This is a genomic window from Pseudomonas sp. NIBRBAC000502773 (assembly GCF_006517195.1).
Lineage (GTDB): Bacteria > Pseudomonadota > Gammaproteobacteria > Pseudomonadales > Pseudomonadaceae > Aquipseudomonas > Aquipseudomonas marginalis.
This window is the reverse complement of the sequence record NZ_CP041189.1, coordinates 2,331,659-2,354,359: the sequence shown is the minus strand read 5'-3', so window position 1 is coordinate 2,354,359 and position 22,701 is coordinate 2,331,659. Positions and strand designations below refer to the sequence as shown.

The following is a 22,701-nucleotide window of genomic DNA, read 5'->3' as shown; positions in this document are numbered from 1 at the left end:
GGTGGCTCAGGTCAAACGTATCCGTCGCAACGTCAGCGGCATCATTCTGCTCGACAAGCCGATTGGCTTTACCTCCAATGCCGCGTTGCAGAAGGTCCGCTGGTTGCTCAATGCCGAGAAGGCCGGACACACCGGCAGCCTCGATCCCCTGGCCACCGGTGTACTGCCGTTGTGCTTTGGCGAGGCCACCAAGTTCTCGCAATACCTGCTCGATTCCGACAAGGGTTACGAAACCCTGATGCAACTGGGCAAGACCACCACCACGGCAGACGCCGAAGGTGATGTTTTGCAGGTTCGCGACGTGACCGTTGGTCGTGCTGATATCGAAGCTGCTTTACCTGCTTTTCGTGGGCAAATCAGTCAGATACCGCCGATGTACTCGGCGCTCAAGCGTGATGGGCAGCCCCTTTACAAGCTTGCACGTGCGGGCGAAGTAGTGGAGCGCGAACCGCGTTCTGTTACTATTGCGCGCTTGGAATTGCTCGCCTGTGAAGGTGACACCGCACGCTTGGCCGTAGACTGTAGCAAAGGCACTTATATCCGTACCCTGGTGGAAGATATTGGTGAACAGCTCGGTTGCGGCGCGTATGTAGCTGAACTGCGACGCACCCAGGCCGGACCTTTCAGCCTGGCCCAGACGGTCACGTTGGAAGAGTTGGAGGCGGTACACGCCGAAGGTGGCAACGAAGCGGTTGATCGCTTCCTGATGCCGTCGGACAGTGGTTTGCTGGATTGGCCATTACTGCACTTTTCGGAACATAGCGCGTTCTACTGGCTAAACGGCCAGCCGGTACGCGCCCCGGATGCCCCGAAGTTCGGCATGGTGCGGGTACAGGATCATAACGGTCGCTTTATCGGTATCGGTGAAGTGAGCGAAGACGGGCGCATCGCGCCACGTCGACTGATTCGGTCAGAATGACCGAACGAGTGTGGCTGTTAACAGGCACGGTCAACACTCATTTTTAGATACAGGGATTTGTCCCTGGCCTGTTGAAACTGCCCTTTGGGTGGTTTCCTGAAAAAAGGATTGCCTCATGGCTCTCGACGTTCAAGAAAAAGCACAAATCGTAGCTGACTACCAGCAAGCTGTTGGTGACACTGGTTCGCCAGAAGTGCAAGTTGCACTGCTGACCCACAACATCAACAAGCTGCAAGGTCACTTCAAGGCCAACGGTAAAGATCACCACTCCCGTCGTGGTCTGATCCGCATGGTAAACCAGCGCCGTAAGCTGCTGGACTACCTGAAAGGCAAGGATCTGGGTCGTTATCAGGCTCTGATCGGTCGCCTGGGTCTGCGTCGCTAATCAGCGATTGCGCTAGAGGTTGGTTGTCTGCCGTGTGTCAGTGGGATTCCCGCTGGCCCATGGTAGGCTCCCAGCCTCAAGTTTTATCTGGATACACGTTTTACCCCTGGACAAGGGTTGGGCCGATTCCCGACATTGCCCAAGAATTTCGCAAGAAGACAAGTTCCCCAAGAGCCACAAAGAAGGTAGGACACCGTGAACCCGGTTATCAAAAAATTCCAGTTCGGTCAGTCGACCGTTACCCTCGAGACAGGCCGTATTGCCCGTCAAGCCTCCGGCGCAGTGCTGGTTACCGTTGACGACGACGTTACCGTATTGGTGACCGTTGTTGGCGCCAAGCACGCCGACCCAAGCAAAGGCTTCTTCCCTCTTTCCGTTCACTACCAGGAAAAGACTTACGCTGCCGGTAAGATCCCTGGCGGTTTCTTCAAGCGCGAAGGCCGTCCTTCCGAGAAAGAAACCCTGACTTCCCGACTGATCGACCGTCCGATCCGTCCGCTGTTCCCAGAAGGCTTCATGAACGAAGTGCAGGTTGTCTGCACCGTCGTTTCCACCAGCAAGAAAACCGATCCTGACGTCGCTGCGATGATCGGTACTTCGGCAGCCCTGGCCATCTCCGGTATTCCTTTCGATGGCCCGATCGGCGCAGCCCGCGTTGCTTTCCACGAAAGCACCGGTTACCTGCTGAACCCGACTTACGAGCAACTGAAAGCATCGAGCCTGGACATGGTCGTTGCCGGTACGTCGGAAGCCGTATTGATGGTTGAATCGGAAGCCAAAGAGCTGACCGAAGACCAGATGCTGGGTGCAGTACTGTTTGCTCACGACGAGTTCCAGGTTGTGATCAACGCTGTTAAAGAACTGGCTGCCGAAGCTGCCAAGCCGACCTGGGCCTGGGCTCCGCAAGACGAAGCCACCGAACTGCTGGGCGCTATCCGCTCCGAGTTCGGCACTGCGATCTCCGACGCCTACACCATCACCGTCAAGGCCGACCGTTACGCTCGCCTGGGTGAGCTGAAGGACCAGGTTGTTGCCAAGCTGTCCGGCGAAGAAGGCCAGCCTTCTTCCAGCGAAGTCAAAGCAGCCTTCGGTGAAATCGAATACCGCACCGTTCGCGAAAACATCGTTAACGGCAAGCCTCGTATCGATGGCCGCGACACCCGCACCGTTCGTCCGCTGAACATCGAAGTCGGCGTTCTGCCGAAGACTCACGGTTCGGCACTGTTCACCCGTGGTGAAACCCAGGCACTGGTCGTTGCGACCCTGGGTACTGCCCGTGACGCACAGCTGCTGGACACCCTGGAAGGCGAGAAAAAAGACCCGTTCATGCTGCACTACAACTTCCCGCCGTTCTCGGTGGGCGAGTGTGGTCGCATGGGTGGCGCTGGTCGTCGCGAAATCGGTCACGGCCGTCTGGCCCGTCGCTCGGTCCAGGCCATGCTGCCTGCTGCTGACGTGTTCCCGTACACCATCCGTGTGGTGTCGGAAATCACCGAGTCCAACGGTTCCAGCTCCATGGCTTCGGTCTGCGGTGCTTCCCTGGCGCTGATGGACGCGGGTGTGCCGATGAAGGCGCCGGTTGCCGGTATCGCCATGGGCCTGGTTAAAGAAGGCGAGAAGTTCGCCATCCTGACCGACATCCTGGGTGACGAAGACCACTTGGGCGATATGGACTTCAAAGTAGCCGGTACCGCCAAAGGTGTTACCGCGCTGCAGATGGACATCAAGATCAAGGGCATCACCGAAGAAATCATGGAAATCGCCCTGGGCCAAGCCCTGGAAGCGCGCCTGAACATCCTCGGTCAGATGAACCAGATCATTGGTCAGTCCCGTACCGAACTGTCGGAAAATGCTCCGACCATGATCGCGATGAAAATCGACACCGACAAAATCCGTGATGTTATCGGTAAAGGCGGCGCGACCATTCGTGCGATCTGTGAAGAGACCAAGGCTTCGATCGACATCGAAGACGACGGCTCGATCAAGATCTTCGGCGAAACCAAGGAAGCTGCAGAAGCTGCGCGTCAACGCGTCCTGGGCATCACCGCTGAAGCCGAGATCGGCAAGATCTACGTCGGTAAGGTTGAGCGCATCGTCGACTTCGGCGCATTCGTCAATATCCTGCCAGGCAAAGATGGTCTGGTTCACATCTCCATGCTGAGCGACGCTCGCGTTGAGAAAGTGACCGACATTCTGAAAGAAGGCCAGGAAGTGGAAGTGCTGGTACTGGACGTGGACAACCGCGGCCGTATCAAGCTGTCCATCAAGGACGTAGCAGCAGCCAAGGCTTCGGGCGTTTAATTACCCTAGGCTCACGCTGAAAAAAAGGACTCTTCGGAGTCCTTTTTTTACGCCTGAAGGAAAATGCCGAAAAATCAGACGCTTAGTAAATCGCAAAAGCCGCAACTTGCACGCAGGCACGATGGCGTTCATGCAAGTTGCACGATTCCGAAATTCGAGTGTTTTTATAAGTATATGATTTTTAACGATTTAATCTTCCATGGCGACTTGGCACACTGCCTGCAATAACCCTGTTAACGCTGCAGCATCAAGGTTCACACACTGCAGACTTTTAATAAAACAGGAGTTACTCGTATGAAGAAGTTCGCTCTCGCTACTGCTACCGCTCTGACCCTGGCCATGGGTGCTAACGTGGCCTTTGCCCAGACTTCCCAAGCTCCAATGACCCTGGCGGCCGGTGAAGCCACCAAGGCAAAAGAAAGCGTTTCGGATACTTGGATCACCACCAAAGTTAAATCCGATCTGCTGACCGAAAAAGGCATTCCTGGTTCGGACATCAAGGTTGAGACCAACAAAGGTGTGGTTTCCCTGTCTTCGACCGTAGCCATCTCGGACGCGCAGAAAGAAACTGCCGTAGCGATCACTAAAAAAATCAAAGGTGTAACCGCAGTTTCTGCTGACGGCCTGTTGGCTGGCGGCGCTACCAAGGCAGACAACATCGACAAAACCAAAGGTGCAGCAGCTGACGCCAAAGGCGCAACCTCCGATACCTGGATCACCACCAAAGTCAAAGCTGACCTGGTCACCGAAAAAGGCATTCCTGGCACCGATATCAAAGTCGAAACCAACAAGGGTGTAGTTTCCCTGTCCTCTTCGGTCGCTGTGACCGAGGCACAGAAAACGACCGCGGTGAACATCACCAAGAAAATCAAAGGCGTTAAAGCTGTATCGGCCGATGGCCTGAAAGCAGAGTAACGCTCAAGAATTCGTCTGAACTAGCGGCGGCGGCGCGTGAGTTAGATATCCACTCAATGCACCTCTAAGTTTCATGCGACCGACCACACGGATGTGGTCATTACAGGCCCCGGCACTTCTGTGTCGGGGCCTGTTCTATTGGGGCGGGAAAGTAATGCGTTAGCGGCTTGCCGTGGACGCCTACTCGGCATCCAGGTGCATCGGCGTTATCACTCGACCGTCTTTCTCTGCCTGGCCCAGTTGCGCGTCAATGAAGTAGACCCGGTCGTCCTCCAGCTGGGCTTTATCCACCAGGTAGTCCTTGATCGTGCTCGCACGGTCCTGGCCCAACTGGCGCAGCAGCACGTCACTGCCACTCCAGAACTTGATCACGCCCTCTTTCAACCTGGCGGTGCGGTCACTGCTGCTCAGGTCCTTCCATTCAGCCGGAGGCTGCTGTTTCAAGCGGGTGCGGTAAATACCTTCGAGCAAGGGGGCTTTTTCGCTCTCAGGGACTTCCAGTAAGGACGCCTGGGCCGGGACTTTCTCGCCACGGCGCTGCAGCATTTTGTAGTAGTTGTATTGGTATTCCCGCTCCAGCCGCTGGGCCGCCAGGAATGGGCCGTCGCTGCTGGCTGCGGCCGTGCCTTCGATTTCCAGGCGTAGGGCAGGGCGTTCTTTCAAGGCTTTGGCCAAGGTGTTGAGAGCGCCTTCGGCGTCTTTGTTCAACTCGCTGGAGCCTGCAGCGAACGACACGCTACCCAAGTCCTCCGCTCCGCCTCCGGTGACCAATCCGCCAATAAACTTGAACGGCGCAGTGGCCGCTCGCACCACCAGATTGCGCAGGGTTTGCCACACAATGGGCATCACACTGAATTGCGGGTTATTCAGGTCACCGGATACCGGCAGTTCAATGGAGATCTTGCCGTCGCTGTCCTTAAGCAAGGCGATTGCCAGACGAATCGGCAAGTCCACGGCATCGGCGCTGTCGACTTTTTCGCCCAGTTGCAATTGCTCGACCACCACTTTGTTCTCTGCCTTCAACTGGCCCTTGGTGATCACGTAGTGCAGGTCCAGGTTGAGGCGACCCTTGCGGATGCGGAAACCGGCGAATTTGCCCGAGTAAGGCGTCAGGGTGGTCAGCTCGACACGTTTGAAGCTGGTGGCGATGTCCAGCGCCGCCATCGGGTCAAACGGGTTCACGCTGCCTTTGATGGTGACCGGTGCATAACGGTCCACCTTGCCCTTGATGTCAACACTCGCCGGCTTGGCCTGGCGACTGTCGATGGTGCCTATCTGCCCATTGAGCTGCTGGATCGCCGTGGCGAAGTTGGGGGTGAGGCTGAAGTCGGCGAAGTTGGCCGAACCGTCGTTGATCGCAATCTGCCCGATATGGATGCCCAGGGGTTTTTCTTTGCTCGCGGCAGGTTTGGCTGACGATTTGGCGCCACTGTCGGCCGGCTGCGGTATCAGCAAGTCGTCGACGTTGGTGGTGCGGTCATCGTTGATCATGAACCGCGCATAGGGCTGCAGCAGGTTGACCTTGTCGATCGACAGGCTGTCGCCGTGTTGATAGTTCACGCCTTCGAGCACCAGGCGCTGCCATTTGAGGAAGTCGCGGGTCTTGAGGGTGTCGAGGGTATGCAACTGGTCGACCTGCGCGCGGCCGGTGATCTGCAGCGCCAGGGGATCGGTGCTTTTCAGGTTCACGTCGAGGTCGCTGCCAAGCATGCCGCTACGCAGCTCCAGACGGATAAACGGGCTGATATAGGACTGGGCGACCCGCAGGTCGATGTCCTTGGTATTGACCTTCAACTTGGCGCTGACCGGGTTGAGGTTAACCGTGCCGGTTGCCTGGATCTTGCCCTGCTTGCCCAGGCCGGTGTCGACCTTCAGGGTAAAAGGGCTCTGGTTGAGGCTGTCGAAGTTCTGCACGTCGACGTTCAACGGGCCGAGCTCCAGCGCCACTGCAGGTTTGGCCTGGCGGTCGGCCAAGTGCACTTGGTAGTTGCGCAGCTGTACATCCTTGAGCAGCACTTGCCAGGGCTTGCTTGGGGCGACGGGCGCAGGCTTTGGCGAGTCGGCCGTGGCGGGTGCAGTCGCAGGCTCCGGCGCCTTGGCCGGTTTGTTCGGCTGGCCGGCGAACAGTTTTTGCCAGTCCAGTTGCCCATCCGCTTCACGAGCCGCCCAGGTCTCGAGTTTATTGCTGCGGATCTTGCCCACCACCACCTGCTGTTTGGCCAGGTCCACCGTGGTCTCACTGACGTCCAAACGCTCCAGGCGCACCAACGGCCTGCCATCCGGGGCCTTGATCGCGAACGGTGCGATGCTGGCGGCGGTGTTGGTCAGGTTCAGCTCGGTCTCTTTGGCCAGACTGAACCTGTATTCGGTACTGAAGTTGAGCACGCCGTCTTCAAGTACCAGAGGTAAGGCGTCACGCACATAAGGCCACCAGGCTTTCATCTTGCCGCCGGTGACTTTGAGCGTACCTTCGGACGTGATCGGCACCAGGCTGAAGTTGCCTTTCCAGTCGATCTGTCCGCCTTCAGGGCCGGCGGCGACCAAGGTCATGTCCGCATTGTCTTCCGGCAGGGTGCTGAGATTCTTCAGTTCGAAGTCGAGGGTGTCGTAGAGGAATTCGATGGGTTCGCTGGGGCGCAGGTCTTGGAAATGCAAATAACCGCCAGCCAGCTTGATGCTGTCGACACGCAGCGGGAACGGCTTGGCGTCAGGGTCTGCCGGGGTCGGCTCGCTCGGTGGCAGCTTGAACAACTGCGCCAGATTCAGCTGGCCTGACTTGTCGAACAACAACTCGGTCCTGGGCTTGTCCAGTTGCACATCCGCCAGGTGCAGGGCGCGGGTCCACAGGCTATCGGCCTGAAGGTTGGCGTAAAGCCGTTCGAAACCTACCTGTTCCTTACCCGGTTCGCCGATTTTCAAGCCCCAAACCGTGACTTCCAGGCTGAACGGGTTAAGTTCGATCCGCTCGATGCGTGCCGGCACCGTGGCGTAATTGGCTAACTGTTGGTTGGCAATACGAAGGGCGATGCCAGGCAAAATCAGAAAGCCCAGCAAGCTGTACAACGCGAGGGCAGTCAACAAGGCGCCAGTGGCGCGAATCAATCCTTTGGGCATGGGGCGGCGCCATCTATGTCAAACAGGAGTGCCTTGGAGTATGGCACGGGATTTCGGTTCCGAAGCACCGAGGAACATGGGAAAAGTACTACAACTGCAGGATCAGGGTCTTCAACGGTGGCTGTTGATCCTGTGAAGGGAAGTCCGCGCCAGGCGTCATGATTTGCCAGTCGCGTACCGGACGCCCGGCTTTCTCGGCGCAGCGCAAAACCTGGTCACGCCAGTCTTCCATGCTGACTTTTGCCAGGTTGTTACAGCAGATCAGCACGCCATTGTCTGCTGTGGCGAGCAGTGCCGGCTTGAGCAGGCTCTGGTAGTCACGTAACAGATCAACGGTACCGAAGGCACTCTTGGCCCAGGCCGGCGGGTCGAGCAACACCAGGTCATATTGACGCTGCTCCAGGCGCGGATAGCTCGGCAGTTTCTGCCCGCGACGCTGGGTGATCGGCAGCCCGGCCAGTTGGCGAATCGCCGGGAAGTAGTCCGATTGCACGAACTCCATGGTGGGAAGCTGTGGATTGAGCTGGCCGTTTTCACGCCCCACCGCCAGGTTGCCCTCGGCGAAGTCCAGGTTGCATACCTCGCGCGCACCACCGGCAGCGGCGCTCAGGCCCACCCCACAGGTGTAGGCAAACAGGTTCAGTACGCTTTTGCCGGCGCTGTGGTCCTTGACCCAGCCGCGGGTATTGCGCAGGTCGAGGAACAGCAGTGGGTCCTGGCCGGCATGGCGCCCACGGACACGGTAATTGAGGCCCCATTCGTGACCCACTAGGTCTTCCAGCGCGGCAGGTTCGGCGCGGTATACCGAATCTTCGCGATCGACCCGCGAGTTGCCGCGGGAGCGGTCGTTGTAGACCAGCAGCAACTCCAGGCCCATGTACTGGTTGATCAGTTGGTGCAGCTCCAGCAGGTCAGCGGTTTCCAGCGACTGATGGAAGCTTTGCACCAGTAACTGCGGGCCATAGCGGTCGATGGTCAGGCCGCCGGCACCTTCCTGGCTGCCATGGAACAGCCGATAGCAGTCGGTGCCCTGGGCGTGCAGTTCGCTGATCAGATCCTGGCGATGATCGAGGGCGGCGCGCAGCGCCTGATTCAAGGGAGACATGGAGCGCGCCTTGCTTAGGTAAATGGGGGAAATAAGGGCGCGGAGTTTAGCAGCTATGGCGCGTTGCCTACATCAACCCCATCCGCCGGTGTGCACGCTGCACCGAACCATTGCGCATCGCCCAGCGCAACAACGGCGCGCTGCGCTTGACCCCGGCGCGGATCATCTGGCGTTGCAGGGGGCTCTGGTGCTGATCGAGCAGGGTGCTGGCCCAGTCCGGCAGCAGGTCGATCCCGGCTTGCATCATCAAGGCACCAAAAGGCTTGGCCAACAGGCTGGGGGAGGGCGCGTTCAGCAACAGGCGCAGCACTTCGCGGCTGCGCTCGTCGCACAGCAATTGCGGGCGGATATTCTCAAGGTAATCGGAAATTTCCTGGCGTGAATGCGGCACATCCTGCGCGCCCAACCGTTCTGCGACGACGGCGATCTCGCTGTAGTAACGGTCCTGATCACGGCCGGAGAGGTGTGGGTTGCGGTAGCGCAAGTGGGCAGCAAGAAAGTTGCTCACCTCCGCCACATGCACCCAGGTCAGTAACGCTGGGTCGCTGGCCGCGTAAGGCCTCCCGTCCGGGGCATGGCCCACCACCTGCAGGTGGATGGTGCGCACTTTTTCGATCAGCCAGTCGGCGTCTTTGCGCGCGCCGAACGTGGTACCGGAAATAAACTGCGAGGTACGGCGCAGGCGCCCAAGCATGTCCTGGCGAAAATTCGAATGATCCCACACGCCGGCCAGGGCCAATGGGTGCAAGGCTTGCAGCATCAACGCGCTGATACCGCCGATAAGCATGCTGCTGAAGTCGCCATGGACTTGCCAACTGACCGAGTCCGGCCCGAACAGGCCCGGATCGCCCTTGGGGTTTTCCAGGTCCAGTTGGCCCAGTGACAAGCCGGTGAGGCTCATCAACTGGGTTTCGATACGGCTGCGGATAAATTCCATGGCGACTCGGGTTTCCTAGCGGTTCAGGCGTTTGTCGATCAGGCCGTCGACGACGCTGGGGTCGGCCAGGGTCGAGGTATCACCCAGGCTGTCCAGTTCGTTGCAGGCGATCTTGCGCAAAATCCGGCGCATGATCTTGCCGGATCGGGTTTTCGGCAAGGCCGGTGCCCATTGGATCAGTTCCGGCTTGGCAAAGCTGCCGATTTCCTTGCTGACCAGTTCCAGCAGGTGCTTTTTCAGGGCATCGCTGGGTTCTACGCCATTCATGGGGGTGACAAACGCGTAGATGCCCTGGCCTTTGACATCGTGGGGGTAGCCCACCACTGCAGCCTCGGCCACCTGGTCATGCAGTACCAACGCACTTTCTACCTCGGCGGTGCCGATACGGTGGCCGGACACGTTGATCACATCGTCGATACGCCCGGTGATCCAGTAGTCGCCGTCCTCATCGCGGCGCGCGCCGTCACCGGTGAAATAGTAACCGGGGTAGGGTTTGAAATAGGTGTCGACCATGCGCTGCGGGTCGCCGTAGACGCTGCGAATCTGCCCCGGCCAACTGGCCTTGATCGCCAGTACGCCGCTGCCGGCTCCGCTGATGACCTTGCCTTGTTCATCCAGCAGCACGGGCTGCACGCCAAACATCGGCTGGGTGGCGCAACCCGGTTTGATCCGCTGGGCGCTGACCAGCGGGCTGAGCATGATGCCGCCGGTCTCGGTCTGCCACCAGGTATCGACAATGGGGCAACGCTGTTCGCCCACCGCGTTGAAGTACCAGTCCCAGGCTTCCGGGTTGATCGGTTCGCCGACGCTGCCGAGCAGGCGCAGGCTGGCACGGGAGGTTGTCTCCAGCGTGGCGTGACCCTCGCGCATCAACGCGCGCAAGGCGGTGGGGGCGGTGTAGAAGATATTCACCTGGTGTTTATCGATGACCTGCCAGAAGCGCGAACTGTCCGGGTAGCTCGGCACACCTTCGAACATCAGCGAGGTCGCGCCATTGGCCAGCGGCCCGTACACGATGTAACTATGGCCGGTGACCCAACCCACGTCGGCGGTGCACCAGAACACCTCACCGTCGCGGTAATCGAGTACGTACTTGAAGGTCATTGCCGCCTGGAGCAGGTAGCCGCCCGTGGTGTGCAGCACGCCCTTGGGTTTGCCGGTGCTGCCGGAGGTGTAGAGGATAAACAGCGGGTCTTCGGCGTCCATCGGTTCAGGAGGGCAATCGTCGCTCGCTGCATCCAAGGCCTGTTGATACTTGAGGTCGCGGCCTTCGCTCCAGTTCACCGGGGCGCCGGTGCGTTGTACCACCAGCACCGTGCTGACGTCGGGGCAACTGGCCAGGGCTTTGTCGACATTCTGTTTCAACGCCACCGGCTTACCACCGCGCACGCCTTCATCGGCTGTGATCACGGTGCGGCAGTCGGCGTCCAGAATGCGGTCACGCAGGGCGTCCGGTGAGAACCCGCCAAATACCACCGAGTGCACCGCGCCAATCCGCGTGCAGGCCAGCATGGCGTAGGCCGATTCCGGGATCATCGGCATGTAGATACACACCCGGTCGCCTTTTTTTACGCCACGGCTTTTCAGCACATTGGCCAGGCGGCAGACGTTTTGGTGCAGTTGGCGGTAAGTGATTTTTGAGGATTTTGTGGGATCGTCACCTTCCCAGATGAAGGCCGGCTGATCGGCGCGTTGCGCCAGGTGACGGTCGATGCAGTTGTAGCTGACGTTCAACTGGCCACCGGCAAACCATTGGGCGGCACCGGTCTGGATGTCTGACTGCTGGACGGTGTGCCACGGTGTTATCCAGTCGAGAAAGCCCTTGGCCTGTTCGGCCCAGAACGTGTCCGGCTGTTCGATGGATTGGCGATAGAGGCGCTGGTAGTCCTCTTGACTGAGTTGCGCAGCCCGGCGGACGGCATCGGCGATGGGAAACGTGCTGATATCGAACATGAGCGATCCTTATTCTTGTTTTTGCGACAAGTCATAAAGATGCACCCTGTATGGAGAGGGTTCAAGGCCAACGTCCAAACGGACGTTGGCCTTGCGGTGCCTGTATCAGCCGCGGTGACGGCCGCGGAAGTAGTTGATCAGGCCCTGGGTCGACGCGTCTTCGGCCAAGGTTTCTTCGGCGCCGGTGAGGCGATTGTATACGCCCTTGCCCAGCTCCTTGCCCAGCTCCACGCCCCATTGGTCGAAGGCGTTGATGCCCCAGATCACGCTTTGCACGAACACTTTATGTTCATACATCGCAACCAGGGCGCCCAGGCGACGCGGGCTGATGCGTTCAACCACCAGGGTGTTGCTCGGACGGTTGCCCGGGATCACCTTGTGCGGTGCCAGCTTCTGCACGTCGTCTTCCGGGATGCCCTTGTCGCGCAGCTCGGCTTCGGCTTCGCTGCGGGTCTTGCCGAGCATCAGTGCCTGGCTTTGGGACAGGCAGTTGGCGTACAACCACTGATGGTGGTCGGACACCGGGTTGAAGCTGACGATCGGCACGATGAAGTCGGCCGGGATCAGTTGGGTGCCCTGATGCAGCAATTGGTGATAAGCATGTTGGCCGTTGCAGCCGACGCCGCCCCAGATCACCGGGCCTGTGTCGGTGGACACTGGTTTGCCGTCCTGGCGCACGCTCTTGCCGTTGGATTCCATGTCCAGCTGCTGCAAGTGCTTGGTGATGTTACGCAGGTAGTGGTCGTAAGGCAGGATCGCATGGCTCTGCGCACCCCAGAAGTTGCCGTACCACACGCCCAGCAGGCCCAGCAGCACCGGCATGTTTTGTTCGAACGGTGCGTTCTGGAAATGCTGGTCCATGGTGTAGGCACCGGACAGCAGTTCCTTGAAGTTGGACATGCCGATGGCCAGGGCGATTGGCAAGCCGATGGCCGACCACAACGAATAACGGCCGCCCACCCAGTCCCACATCGGGAAGATGTTTTCTTCGCGGATACCGAAGGCCACGGCAGCCGCGTTGTTGCTCGACACGGCGATAAAGTGGCGGTACAGCTCGGCTTCCGAGCCGCCCTGGGCCAGGTACCAGGCGCGGGCGGCCTGGGCGTTTTTCAGGGTTTCCAGGGTGTTGAAGGATTTCGACGAGACGATAAACAGCGTGGTCTCGGCGCGCAGCTTCATGGTCAGCTCATGGAATTCGCTGCCATCGATGTTCGCCAGGTAGTGGCAGCGCACGCCTTTGTGGGCGTAGGACAACAGCGCTTCAGAGACCAGCTCCGGGCCGAGGAACGAGCCGCCGATGCCGATGTTCACCACGTCGGTGATCGGCTTCTCGGTGTAGCCACGCCACAGGCCGTCGTGGATGCGGCCGACCAGGTCGGTGATCTGGTTCAGCACCTTATGCACGTCCGGCATGATGTTCACGCCGTTGACCGACAGCTTGTCGCCCACCGGGCGGCGCAGGGCGGTGTGCAGGGCAGGGCGGCCTTCGGAGGAGTTGACCGGCTCGCCCGCATACAGCGAGTTGATTGCGTCTTTAAGGCCCACTTCGTTGGCAAGGCCCACCAGCAGGTCGCGGGTTTCGCCGGTGATCAGGTTTTTCGAGTAATCGAGGAAAAGTCCGCAGCTGCTCAAGGTGAACTGGGAAAAGCGCTGGGGATCGGCATTGAACGCTTCGCGCATGCTGAAATCCTGCATGGCTTGGCGATGTTGATTGAGCGCTTGCCAGGCGGGCAGAGCGGTAACGTCATGAGGGGTGCGGTAGTACGCCATCGCTGCGGGTTTCCTTTTATTACGGGGACTGCCTTTAGGACACTTCAAAGCCCGGAACATCCAGTCTTATCTCAAGGATTGGGTTCCAGACAGCGCTAACCATAGCGCAGGGCGATTACATTAAACCTAGCGTGTCGATATGTCTTGGCTTTGTCTGCGCTGTGGCCGGTACTTTTTTATACCGGCACAGCGATCAGGGCAATCGGCGGGGTGTTCAGAGGGGTCAGTCGAGGGTCAGATGCAGGTTGTCGATCAGGCGGGTCGTGCCTAGAAAGGCCGCCACTAGAATCACAATATCCCGATCCTCCGCCGTAGCGGCCCGCAGGTGCACGCCCTGGCGCACTTCGAGGTAATCCAGGCGCAACCCGGCGGCCTCGATCTGCTGCACCTGTTCGGCACGCAGCCTGGCGAAGTCGTGATCACCGCTTTTGATGGCTGCGGCAATCTGGCTGATGCTGCGGTACAGCACCGGCGCGATCGCACGTTGTTCTTCGCTGAGAAAACCGTTGCGCGAGGACAGCGCCAGGCCATCATCGGCGCGTACGGTGGGCTCGCCGATAATCTGGATCGGCATGTTCAGGTCATGGACCATGGCACGAATCACGGCCAGTTGCTGGTAGTCCTTCTGGCCAAATACAGCCATGTCCGGCTGGACCATGTTGAACAATTTGCTGACCACGGTCGCCACGCCTTCGAAATGCCCGGGACGGCTGGCGCCGCACAAGCCTTCGGACAATTGCGGGACGCTGACGCGGGTCTGGCCGGTCATGCCGCCGGGGTACATCTCCTCGACGGTCGGCGCGAACAGCAGGTTGCAGCCGGCCTGCAGGAGCTTTTCCTGATCGGCGGCCAGGGTGCGAGGGTACTTGTCCAGGTCTTCGCCGGCGCCAAATTGCAGTGGGTTGACGAAAATACTCGCTACGACAAAGTCCGCCTGCTGCACAGCCTTGCTGACCAGGCTGGCATGGCCGCTGTGCAGGTTACCCATGGTGGGCACGAAGCCGATGCGTTTGCCGGCCTTGCGGGCGTGGGCGACGGCGGCTCTGAGTTCACGTACGGTTTTTACGGTGTTCATGCAGAGAATCCGTGTTCGGCGCCTGGGAAGGTCACGCCTTTGACTTCGGCGACGTAAGCACTCAATGCCGCGTGGATGCTGTCCTGGCCAGTCATGAAGTTCTTCACGAACTTCGGCACGCGGCCGGTAATCGACAGGCCGAGCATGTCGTGCAGCACCAGCACCTGGCCGTCGGTGGCCGAGCCCGCGCCAATACCGATCACCGGCACTTTAACGGCCTGGGTGATTTCTGCCGCGAGTTCGCTGGGCACGCATTCGAGCAGGATCATCGCAACGCCCGCCTGCTCCAGGGCGATGGCATCGGCACGCATCTGGCGCGCCTGGGCTTCGTTGCGGCCTTGGACCTTGTAGCCGCCGAGGATGTTCACGGACTGTGGCGTCAGGCCCATATGTGCACAGACCGGCACGCCGCGCTCAGCCAGCTGGCGAATCGACTCGGCGAGCCACACGGCGCCCTCCACCTTGATCATGTGTGCACCGGCACGCATCAGTTTGCTGGCGTTCAGGAAGGTCTGTTCGACGGTGGCGTAGTCCATGAACGGCAGGTCGGCGATGATGAATGCGCCGTCGTTCCCGCGCTTGACGCTGGCGGTGTGGTAGGCCAGTTCATCGGTGGTGACGGGCAGGGTGCTGTCATTCCCTTGAAGGACCATGCCCAGGGAGTCACCTACCAGTAACACTTCAACCCCGGCCTGGCAGCTGGCGTGGGCGAAGGTGGCGTCATAGCAGGTCAGCATGGTGATTTTTTCACCTTTGAGCTTGAGGCTCTGCAAGGTGGTCAGGGTAATGTCTGGCATGAAAAGGGTCCTCGTTCAGGCGCTTGGAAACAGCGAGTTACGCGCGTGAGTCTTCGTTTATTCAGGCGCACCGTCTTGAGAGCAGTGCTTATAAGGCCTGGATTGCGCCCTTCAGCGCCGGGTTGGCGGCAGCGGGACGCCTATAGTCGTGAGGAGGACACGGGAAGTCAATTGGATGTGTTACCGCATTGTTACGATGGCGGTGTTACCGCTGTTACTGACGCGATTCAGCAAGGGGGAGCCGTTCCAGGCCGACAAACGGGCAGGCTTCAAGCAGGGCGCTGAGGCGTTTGCCATCCGGCAATTGCAATGCGGCAGGCGCCAGTTCGGCCAATGGATACAACACAAACGCACGCAGGTGCATCTGGTAATGGGGCACCTTCAGGCGCGGTTCGTCGATCAGGCGATCGCCAAACAGCAGAATGTCCAGGTCAAGGGTGCGAGGGCCCCAACGCTCCAGGCGCTCGCGGCCCTGGTCGTTTTCGATGGCTTGCAGCGCATCCAGCAGGTCAAGTGGTGCGAGGCGGCTGTCCAGGGCGGCAACTGCGTTGGTGTAGCGCGGTTGGCCCGCGAGCAGGGAGTCACTTTGGTAAAAGGCGGACACACCCGCGACGCAAGTGTCTGGCAATTGCGCCAGCGCTTGGATAGCGCTGCGCAATTGCTGGTCCGGGGCTGCCAGGTTGCTGCCCATGCCGATGTAGATGCGTTCCACGTTTATTCGCCCGCAGCGCCCGAGGCATCGGCCGCACTGCGTTTGCGCTTGGTGCCGCTGCGACGACGCTTCTTCGGCCCTGCGCCTTCGCCATCACCCTTGCTGCCGAGGTCGCGAATCATATCGCGGCGTTGGCTGTCATTGGCATCCTGATAGTCGGTCCACCATTCGCCCAGGCCGTCGGTCTGCTCACCGGCGCTTTCGCGCAGCAGCAGGAAGTCATAGCCGGCACGGAAGCGTGGGTTGTCCAGCAGCAGGTCGGCGCGCTTGCCGCTGCGGCGCGGCAGGCGTTCCTGCATGTCCCAGATCTCGCGGATCGGCATCGTGAAACGTTTCGGGATAGCGATGCGCTGGCACTGTTCGGCGATCAGCTCGTGAGCGGCTTCCTGCATGGCCGGGATCGGCGGCATGCCACGCTCCTGCAGACGCAGTACGCGCTTGGGCAGGGCCGGCCACAACAGGGCGGCAAACAGGAACGCCGGCGTGACCGGTTTGTTCTGCTTGATGCGCAGGTCGGTATTGATCAAGGCTTCGCTGATCAGCGTGTGGGTATAAGTCGGGTTGTACTCCAGTGCTTCGGCGCTGGCCGGGAACAGTGGGTCGAACAACTGCAGGTCGACCAGCATTTCGAAGGTGTCGGCGGCGTAGCCGGAGAGGAACAGCTTGAGCACTTCTTCGAACAGACGCGCGGACGGGATTTCCCGCAGCATTGGTGCCAGCTCGCGTATCGGTGCGGCGGTGTGCTTTTCGATGCCGAAGTTGAGCTTGGCGGCGAAGCGCACGGCCCGCAGCATGCGCACCGGGTCTTCCTGATAGCGCTGCGTCGGGTCGCCGATAAGGCGGATCAGGTTATTGCGAATGTCGTGTACGCCATTGGCGTAATCGAGGATGCGTTCGCTGACCGGATCGTAATAGAGGGCATTGATGGTGAAGTCGCGGCGCTGCGCGTCTTCTTCCAGGGTGCCGTAGACGTTGTCGCGCAGGATACGCCCGCTCTCGTTGCGGGAAGACTGATTGGTATCTTCCTCTTCATCGTTTTGCGGGTGGCCGGCACGGAAGGTCGCGACCTCGATGATTTCGCGACCAAAATGGATATGCACCAGCTTGAAGCGGCGACCGATGATTCGCGCATTGCGAAACTCGGCACGCACTTGCTCAGGCGTGGCACTGGTGGCGACGTCGAAATCCTTGGGCGTGATATTGAGCAGCATGTCGCGTACGCAACCGCCCACCAGGTAGGCCTGGTAACCGGCGTTCTGCAACCGTTCGACGATATTCACCGCATAACGGCTGAATTGAGCGCGCTGCAACGAATGCTGGCTGCTGTTGAGCACTTCAGGCGTGCTGCGTTTGTGTTGCGTACGACGCAAGGGGGAACGGAATGACTGGAACAACTTCTTCAGCATGGGATGCACTGTTTGAAGGAATGTTCGGCCATAACGAAGAATGACCGCATGATGGGCGGGGATTCTAGCATTTAGTCAGGGGATGGTGTAGGAACAAGCTTCGGCGTCGCGCCATAAGCCTTAAATCGTCAAATCCCGGAAACTACAAGGGGAGCCGAAGCTCCCCCAGAAGTAGTTGCGTGCTCTATTTTTATTATTGATTTCGGGCTTCTTGTTTTTGTTGATCGCCCTCGCCATGAAGCTTCACCTTCATGACACTCCCAATCGGGAGTCAAGAGCAAACGGATTGCTTTGGTCGCTGTGTTGCTGATCTACGATCCAACCAGTTCAGGCTCTGCCTTAGGGCAGTTTTTGTTGTTCTCGGCCTGGTTGCGGGGCAAGCCCCAAATGCAACGCCTCTCCAAAAGAATCAGTTAGCTGCGCCTCCGCCGTGTTGTTTTTATTGTGCGTGAGTCGATTCGTCTTATTTTTATTGTCTTGTACAAAGCTTGTTATTGTTTTTGTACTAAGCATATAGCAGGGTGCGTGCCAACTTTTGCACCGGCCAGTAAAACCGGGGGGTTGAGGTGGTTTTGGGTTTTTGACGGGCGAAAAAAAGCCGGGGCTTCGTTACCGTAAGCCCCGGCTTTTGTTACGTGAAAAGTCAGCGGTAACAGTTTTTTCACATCAGTGGGTGTTACCTGAAGGGGCGCACCCTCAGCTTTCGCTGGCCACCCCGGTCTTGCGCCGCGGAATACCCAGTCGCTGGCGACGTTCCCACAGGCACTTACGGCTCACGCCCAGCTTGCGGGCCAACTCGGTCTCGGTCATGTGGTCCTGGTGCTCCAGAACGAAATGCTGGAAATAGTCTTCCAGTGACAAATCTTCCGTCGGCTCATGGCTGGTGTTGCTACCGCCGCCCTGTGTCGGGACCAGGCCGATGAAATCGTCATCCTCCAAGTCACTGAGTTCAATATCGATACCCAGCAGCTCGGCGGAAATTTCCGGGCTTTCCGACAGGATTACCGCACGCTCGACCGCATTCTCCAGCTCCCGCACGTTACCCGGCCATGAGTAATGCCGAATGGCTTGCTCGGCGTCGGGCGCGAACTTCAGGTCGGTGCGGTTGATGCGCGCACTCTGGCGCAGCAGGAATGCGTTGGCGATCTCATTCACGTCGGCGCCGCGCTCACGCAGGGCCGGCAATTTGAGCGCGATCACGTGCAGGCGGTAATACAAGTCTTCACGGAACTGACCGATCTTGGCCAGGCTCTTCAGGTCGCGGTGGGTGGCCGCGATCAGGCGTACGTCAACCTTCTGCGATTGCACCGAGCCTACACGGCGAATCTCACCTTCCTGCAGCACACGCAGCAATCGCGCCTGGGCCTCCAGCGGCAACTCACCGATTTCATCAAGGAACAGCGTACCGCCGTCAGCCGCTTCCACCAGGCCCGCACGCCCAGCGCTGGCGCCGGTAAACGCGCCTTTCTCGTGGCCGAACAGTTCGGACTCGATCAGGGATTCGGGGATCGCCGCACAGTTCACTGAAATCATCGGTGCCTTGGCGCGTTTGGACAGGTTGTGCAGGGCGCGGGCCACCAGTTCCTTACCGGTGCCCGACTCGCCCTGGATCAATACATTGGAGTCGGTCGGCGCGACTTTACGGATCTTGCTGTACAAGTCCTGCATCGGTGGGCAGGAGCCAATGATGCCGATCTCGCCGTTGCTGTTGTCGACCCCCGGTTTGTCGGTGCCGTTGGTCGCCTTGCCGGCGGGGCGCTGTTCGGCAGGCGCGCTGCTGGCTGACTGGCGGTCGCGCAGGATGCGGGCCACGGCCTGGAGCATTTCATCGTGGTCAAACGGCTTGGCAATGTAGTCCACCGCGCCCATTTTCATGGAATCAACCGCCGAGCGCAGGCTGGCGTAGCTGGTCATGATCAGCACCGGAGTGCCCTGGCCAAGCTTGATAAGCTCGGTGCCCGGTGCGCCGGGCAGCCGCAGGTCACTGACAATCAGGTCGAACGTGGGGATGCTGAAACGCTCTTGTGCTTCCTGCACCGAGCCGGCTTCGCTGACTTGGTACTGATTACGTTCAAGCAGGCGACGCAAGGCAGAGCGGATAATGGTTTCGTCTTCGACGATCAAAATGTGCGGCATTGATTCAATTCTCTCGACGGTCTCAGTTCACAGCGGACGTCGCTTCGACATGACGCGGCAAGGTCACCCGAATACGGGTGCCGCGTTGGCTTTCGGTGTCAGCCGGGCTGTCGATGGTGATTTGTCCATAATGCTCTTCAACGATGGAATAGACCAGTGCAAGGCCCAGACCGGTACCTTCACCCGGGTCCTTGGTGGTGAAGAAGGGTTCGAACAATCGGTCCATGATGTTCTGTGGAATGCCGCTGCCTTCATCTTCGACGATCAAATCGACGGTATGTTCGAAAGCCTCGGTCTTGACGCGTACCGCACCACCGGCCGGGGTTGCGTCACGGGCGTTGGACAGCAGGTTGATCAGCACTTGGGCTAGGCGTTGTGAGTCGCCGTCGACCCAATGGTCGGGGTCGCACAAATTGAAGAACTGTACTTCGAAATTGCGCCGGTTCAAGGCGAGCAGCCCAATGGCATCCTGGGCAACTTCGGCCAGGCACACGGCCTCATCCAGATTCTGATGGCCGCCGGCATGGGCAAAGCTCATCAGCGACTGCACGATGCGCGAGACGCGCTTGGTCTGTTCGAGGATTTGCCCGCTGATTTCGATGATTTCGCCGTCTTCTTCACGTTCTTCCCGCAGGTTTTGCGCGAGGCAGGCGATACCGGTGATCGGGTTGCCGATTTCGTGGGCTACGCCCGCTGCCAGGCGACCAATACTGGCCAGGCGCTCGGAGTGCACCAGCTTGTCTTCGAGCATCTGGGTTTCAGTCAGGTCTTCGACCAGCAGCACCAAGCCGCTGTTACCCGGGGCCAACGGTTCATCGATCGCGGCTTTGTGCAGGTTGAGCCAGCGGGTCTGGCCGTCGAGGGCCAGGTGTTGCTTGTGCAAATGCTCGTCGGGCAGGTTGATAAAGCCCTGGAGCAGTTCTTTCCACGGATCGCCCAGGGTATTCAGGCGCGAGCCCACCACCCGTTGCGCGGCGATGCCGGTGAGTTCTTCCATGGCCTTGTTCCACATCAGGATCTCCTGATCCTTGGCCAGGGAACACACGCCCATCGGCAGTTCCTGCAGGGTCTGGCGGTGGTAGCGGCGCAGGGCATCGAGTTCGGCCGCCAGGCCGGTGAGGCGTGAGTGGTAATCCTCCAGCCGGCTTTCGATGAAATGGATGTCCTCGGTGACGTAGTTTTCGCCGCCGGCCTTGTAGGGCAGGAAGGTTTCCACCATGTCCTGGGACACGCTGGGGCCCATCAGGCCGGAGAGGTTGGCTTCGATGCGGTCGCGCAGGCGACGCAGCGCATACGGCCGGCGCTCGTCAAAGGGCAGGTACAGATCGCGCAGCGCCTGCTCGACTTCCTTCTGAGCCGCCTTGGCGCCGAGGGGCTTGGCCAGTTGCGTGGCGAATTCCTGGGGCGAGGCCGCGTGCAGTTCGCGGCGCTGCGGGCGACGCACATTATCCACCGCGCACGCCTCGGCGGCGCTGGTCTCTTCCGGGCTGGCATTGGTGAACAGTGAGATCAGGGTGAACATCAGTACGTTGGCGGCCAGCGAGGCAATCGCCGCCATGTGCCAGCTGGTGTCGTCCAGCACGTAGATCATGTTCAGCAGCGGAATGTAGAAACCCTGCAGGTTGCCGACCAACGGCAGCAGCATGGTGACGATCCATACCAGGATCCCGGCCAGCAGCCCGGCGATAAACCCACGGCGATTGGCGGTCGGCCAGTACAGCACCGATAGCACCCCCGGCAGGAACTGCAAGGTGGCGACAAACGCGACAATGCCCAGGTTGGCCAGGTCTTGCCCGGCGCCGAGCAACAGGTAGAACCCGTAGCCGGCCATGATGATCGCGACGATCAGCGCGCGGCGCGTCCATTTCAGCCAGCGGTAGATATTGCCTTCGGCGGGCGGCTGGTACAGCGGCAGCACCAGGTGATTGAGGGCCATGCCCGAAAGGGCCAGCGTCGTGACGATAATCAGCCCGCTGGCAGCAGACAAGCCGCCGACGTACGCCAGCAGCGCCAACGCCGGGCTATTGGCGGCGATACCGATACCCAGGGTGAAATACTCGGGGTTGGTGGTGGCCCCCAGCTTCAGGCCGGCCCAGAGGATCAGCGGCACCGCAAGGCTCATCAACAGCAGGAACAGCGGCAAGCCCCAGCTGGCGCTGACCAGCGAGCGCGGGTTGAGGTTCTCGGTGAAGGTCATGTGGTACATGTGGGGCATTACGATCGCCGAGGCGAAGAACACCAGCAACAGCGTGCGCCATGGGCCTTCCTGCAACGGCGTGTGCAGGGCGGCGAGAGCGGTCTGGTTTTGCAACAGCCACAGCTCCAGCTGTTGCGGGCCGTCGAACACGCCATAGAGCGCGTAGAGGCCGACGCCGCCGATGGCGATCAGCTTGATCACCGATTCGAACGCAATCGCAAATACCAGCCCTTCATGCTTCTCGCGGGTGGCGATGTGACGTGAGCCGAAGAAAATCGTGAACAGGCTGATCAGCGCACAGAACGCCAGGGCGACCCGGTGTTGCACCGGCTCGCGGGTCAGGATGCTGATGGAGTCGGCCACCGCCTGGATCTGCAGGGCCAGCAGGGGCAGCACGCCGATCAGCATGAACACCGTGGTCAATGCCCCGGCCCACGTGCTGCGGAAGCGGAAGGCGAACAGGTCGGCCAGGGACGACAACTGATAGGTGCGAGTAATTTTCAGGATCGGGTACAGCAGCACCGGTGCCAGCAGGAACGCGCCGGACACACCCAGGTAGCTGGAGAGAAAGCCGTAGCCGTATTGATAGGCCAGGCCGACGGTGCCATAGAACGCCCAGGCGCTGGCGTACACGCCGAGGGACAAGGTGTAGGTCAACGGATGGCGAATGATCGCCCGCGGAATCATTCCGCGCTCACTGATCCAGGCGACGCCGAACAGTGCCGCCAGGTAAGCGGCGCTGATCAGCAGCATCTGAGTGAGGCTAAAGCTCATCGGCATCTTTTTGGCTCTGCAGGATGAAGGTCACGACGATCAGGATCAGCCACAGCAGATAGGGGCGATACCAGGCGCCCGTGGCGTCGATCCACCAATCCATGATGGCGGGGGAAAACAAGTAGATCCCGACGACCAGCAGCAGGACCAATCGATAGATGTACATGTTGGCCTCTGATTAAAAAACTGCGGCGATGGTAACGGA

At 59.8% G+C, this 22,701-nt stretch carries 16 protein-coding genes; 4 read left to right on the top strand and 12 right to left on the bottom strand.

What is annotated here, in order from left to right; translation table 11 throughout:
• The first annotated feature begins 1 nt into the window (after position 1).
• The 4 genes from truB (at position 2) to NIBR502773_RS10810 (ending at position 4,520) form a co-directional block, all read left to right on the top strand.
• Complete coding sequence (gene truB / locus NIBR502773_RS10825) at positions 2 to 919, top strand: tRNA pseudouridine(55) synthase TruB (RefSeq protein WP_027605370.1); 918 nt, start codon at positions 2 to 4, stop codon at positions 917 to 919.
• Between the two features lie 115 nt (positions 920 to 1,034).
• Positions 1,035 to 1,304: a 30S ribosomal protein S15 gene (rpsO, locus tag NIBR502773_RS10820; protein ID WP_003176135.1), complete on the top strand. Its 270-nt coding sequence runs from the start codon at positions 1,035 to 1,037 to the stop codon at positions 1,302 to 1,304.
• A gap of 195 nt (positions 1,305 to 1,499) precedes the next feature.
• Entirely contained in the window at positions 1,500 to 3,605 is a 2,106-nt protein-coding gene (gene pnp, locus NIBR502773_RS10815) for a polyribonucleotide nucleotidyltransferase (RefSeq protein WP_141156030.1), read from the top strand.
• Positions 3,606 to 3,899: 294 nt separating this feature from the next.
• On the top strand, positions 3,900 to 4,520 hold the full coding sequence (locus NIBR502773_RS10810; protein WP_027605372.1) for a BON domain-containing protein: 621 nt from the start codon (positions 3,900 to 3,902) through the stop codon (positions 4,518 to 4,520).
• A 180-nt stretch (positions 4,521 to 4,700) separates the two neighbouring features.
• Here the strand turns inward: NIBR502773_RS10810 and NIBR502773_RS10805 are convergent, their stop codons facing one another.
• From NIBR502773_RS10805 to NIBR502773_RS10750, 12 genes are all read right to left on the bottom strand, one after another.
• Positions 4,701 to 7,634 carry a DUF748 domain-containing protein gene (locus tag NIBR502773_RS10805; protein ID WP_141156029.1) on the bottom strand — a complete coding sequence of 978 codons (2,934 nt, stop codon included), beginning with the start codon at positions 7,632 to 7,634 and terminating at the stop codon, positions 4,701 to 4,703.
• Between the two features lie 88 nt (positions 7,635 to 7,722).
• Positions 7,723 to 8,739 (bottom strand): class I SAM-dependent rRNA methyltransferase, encoded by a 1,017-nt coding sequence (locus NIBR502773_RS10800; RefSeq protein WP_141156028.1) that lies wholly within the window; start codon positions 8,737 to 8,739, stop codon positions 7,723 to 7,725.
• A 67-nt stretch (positions 8,740 to 8,806) separates the two neighbouring features.
• The gene (locus NIBR502773_RS10795; RefSeq protein WP_141156027.1) at positions 8,807 to 9,676 is read right to left on the bottom strand and encodes an oxygenase MpaB family protein; all 870 of its coding nucleotides are present in this window, start codon (positions 9,674 to 9,676) and stop codon (positions 8,807 to 8,809) included.
• A gap of 15 nt (positions 9,677 to 9,691) precedes the next feature.
• Positions 9,692 to 11,629 carry an acetate--CoA ligase gene (gene acs / locus NIBR502773_RS10790; protein WP_141156026.1) on the bottom strand — a complete coding sequence of 646 codons (1,938 nt, stop codon included), beginning with the start codon at positions 11,627 to 11,629 and terminating at the stop codon, positions 9,692 to 9,694.
• Between the two features lie 105 nt (positions 11,630 to 11,734).
• The gene (gene pgi / locus NIBR502773_RS10785) at positions 11,735 to 13,399 is read right to left on the bottom strand and encodes a glucose-6-phosphate isomerase (RefSeq protein WP_027605377.1); all 1,665 of its coding nucleotides are present in this window, start codon (positions 13,397 to 13,399) and stop codon (positions 11,735 to 11,737) included.
• 223 nt (positions 13,400 to 13,622) lie between these two features.
• The gene (gene panC, locus NIBR502773_RS10780) at positions 13,623 to 14,474 is read right to left on the bottom strand and encodes a pantoate--beta-alanine ligase (protein ID WP_141156025.1); all 852 of its coding nucleotides are present in this window, start codon (positions 14,472 to 14,474) and stop codon (positions 13,623 to 13,625) included.
• Positions 14,471 to 15,271: a 3-methyl-2-oxobutanoate hydroxymethyltransferase gene (gene panB / locus NIBR502773_RS10775; protein ID WP_141156024.1), complete on the bottom strand. Its 801-nt coding sequence runs from the start codon at positions 15,269 to 15,271 to the stop codon at positions 14,471 to 14,473. Before panB ends, panC begins: the two co-directional genes overlap by 4 nt.
• 214 nt (positions 15,272 to 15,485) lie before the next feature.
• Positions 15,486 to 15,983 carry a 2-amino-4-hydroxy-6-hydroxymethyldihydropteridine diphosphokinase gene (folK, locus tag NIBR502773_RS10770; protein WP_141156023.1) on the bottom strand — a complete coding sequence of 166 codons (498 nt, stop codon included), beginning with the start codon at positions 15,981 to 15,983 and terminating at the stop codon, positions 15,486 to 15,488.
• 2 nt (positions 15,984 to 15,985) lie between these two features.
• Positions 15,986 to 17,389 carry a polynucleotide adenylyltransferase PcnB gene (locus NIBR502773_RS10765; protein ID WP_027605381.1) on the bottom strand — a complete coding sequence of 468 codons (1,404 nt, stop codon included), beginning with the start codon at positions 17,387 to 17,389 and terminating at the stop codon, positions 15,986 to 15,988.
• A gap of 696 nt (positions 17,390 to 18,085) precedes the next feature.
• A complete protein-coding gene (locus tag NIBR502773_RS10760) occupies positions 18,086 to 19,525 on the bottom strand; it encodes a sigma-54 dependent transcriptional regulator (protein ID WP_141156022.1) in 1,440 nt (479 codons plus the stop codon).
• Between the two features lie 22 nt (positions 19,526 to 19,547).
• Entirely contained in the window at positions 19,548 to 22,502 is a 2,955-nt protein-coding gene (locus tag NIBR502773_RS10755; protein WP_027605383.1) for a sensor histidine kinase, read from the bottom strand.
• Positions 22,486 to 22,662 (bottom strand): hypothetical protein, encoded by a 177-nt coding sequence (locus NIBR502773_RS10750; protein ID WP_003176118.1) that lies wholly within the window; start codon positions 22,660 to 22,662, stop codon positions 22,486 to 22,488. The genes NIBR502773_RS10755 and NIBR502773_RS10750 overlap by 17 nt, the downstream gene beginning before the upstream one ends.
• Positions 22,663 to 22,701: the final 39 nt, after the last annotated feature.

Coding starts and splice junctions, on each gene's coding strand:
- NIBR502773_RS10750 (WP_003176118.1), bottom strand. CDS start 22,662: ATGTACATCTATCGATTGGTCCTGCTGCTGGTCGTCGGGATCTACTTG.
- NIBR502773_RS10760 (WP_141156022.1), bottom strand. CDS start 19,525: ATGCCGCACATTTTGATCGTCGAAGACGAAACCATTATCCGCTCTGCC.
- NIBR502773_RS10800 (WP_141156028.1), bottom strand. CDS start 8,739: ATGTCTCCCTTGAATCAGGCGCTGCGCGCCGCCCTCGATCATCGCCAG.
- rpsO (WP_003176135.1), top strand. CDS start 1,035: ATGGCTCTCGACGTTCAAGAAAAAGCACAAATCGTAGCTGACTACCAG.
- NIBR502773_RS10795 (WP_141156027.1), bottom strand. CDS start 9,676: ATGGAATTTATCCGCAGCCGTATCGAAACCCAGTTGATGAGCCTCACC.
- NIBR502773_RS10765 (WP_027605381.1), bottom strand. CDS start 17,389: ATGCTGAAGAAGTTGTTCCAGTCATTCCGTTCCCCCTTGCGTCGTACG.
- NIBR502773_RS10755 (WP_027605383.1), bottom strand. CDS start 22,502: ATGCCGATGAGCTTTAGCCTCACTCAGATGCTGCTGATCAGCGCCGCT.
- panC (WP_141156025.1), bottom strand. CDS start 14,474: ATGAACACCGTAAAAACCGTACGTGAACTCAGAGCCGCCGTCGCCCAC.
- pgi (WP_027605377.1), bottom strand. CDS start 13,399: ATGGCGTACTACCGCACCCCTCATGACGTTACCGCTCTGCCCGCCTGG.
- panB (WP_141156024.1), bottom strand. CDS start 15,271: ATGCCAGACATTACCCTGACCACCTTGCAGAGCCTCAAGCTCAAAGGT.
- NIBR502773_RS10805 (WP_141156029.1), bottom strand. CDS start 7,634: ATGCCCAAAGGATTGATTCGCGCCACTGGCGCCTTGTTGACTGCCCTC.
- NIBR502773_RS10810 (WP_027605372.1), top strand. CDS start 3,900: ATGAAGAAGTTCGCTCTCGCTACTGCTACCGCTCTGACCCTGGCCATG.
- acs (WP_141156026.1), bottom strand. CDS start 11,629: ATGTTCGATATCAGCACGTTTCCCATCGCCGATGCCGTCCGCCGGGCT.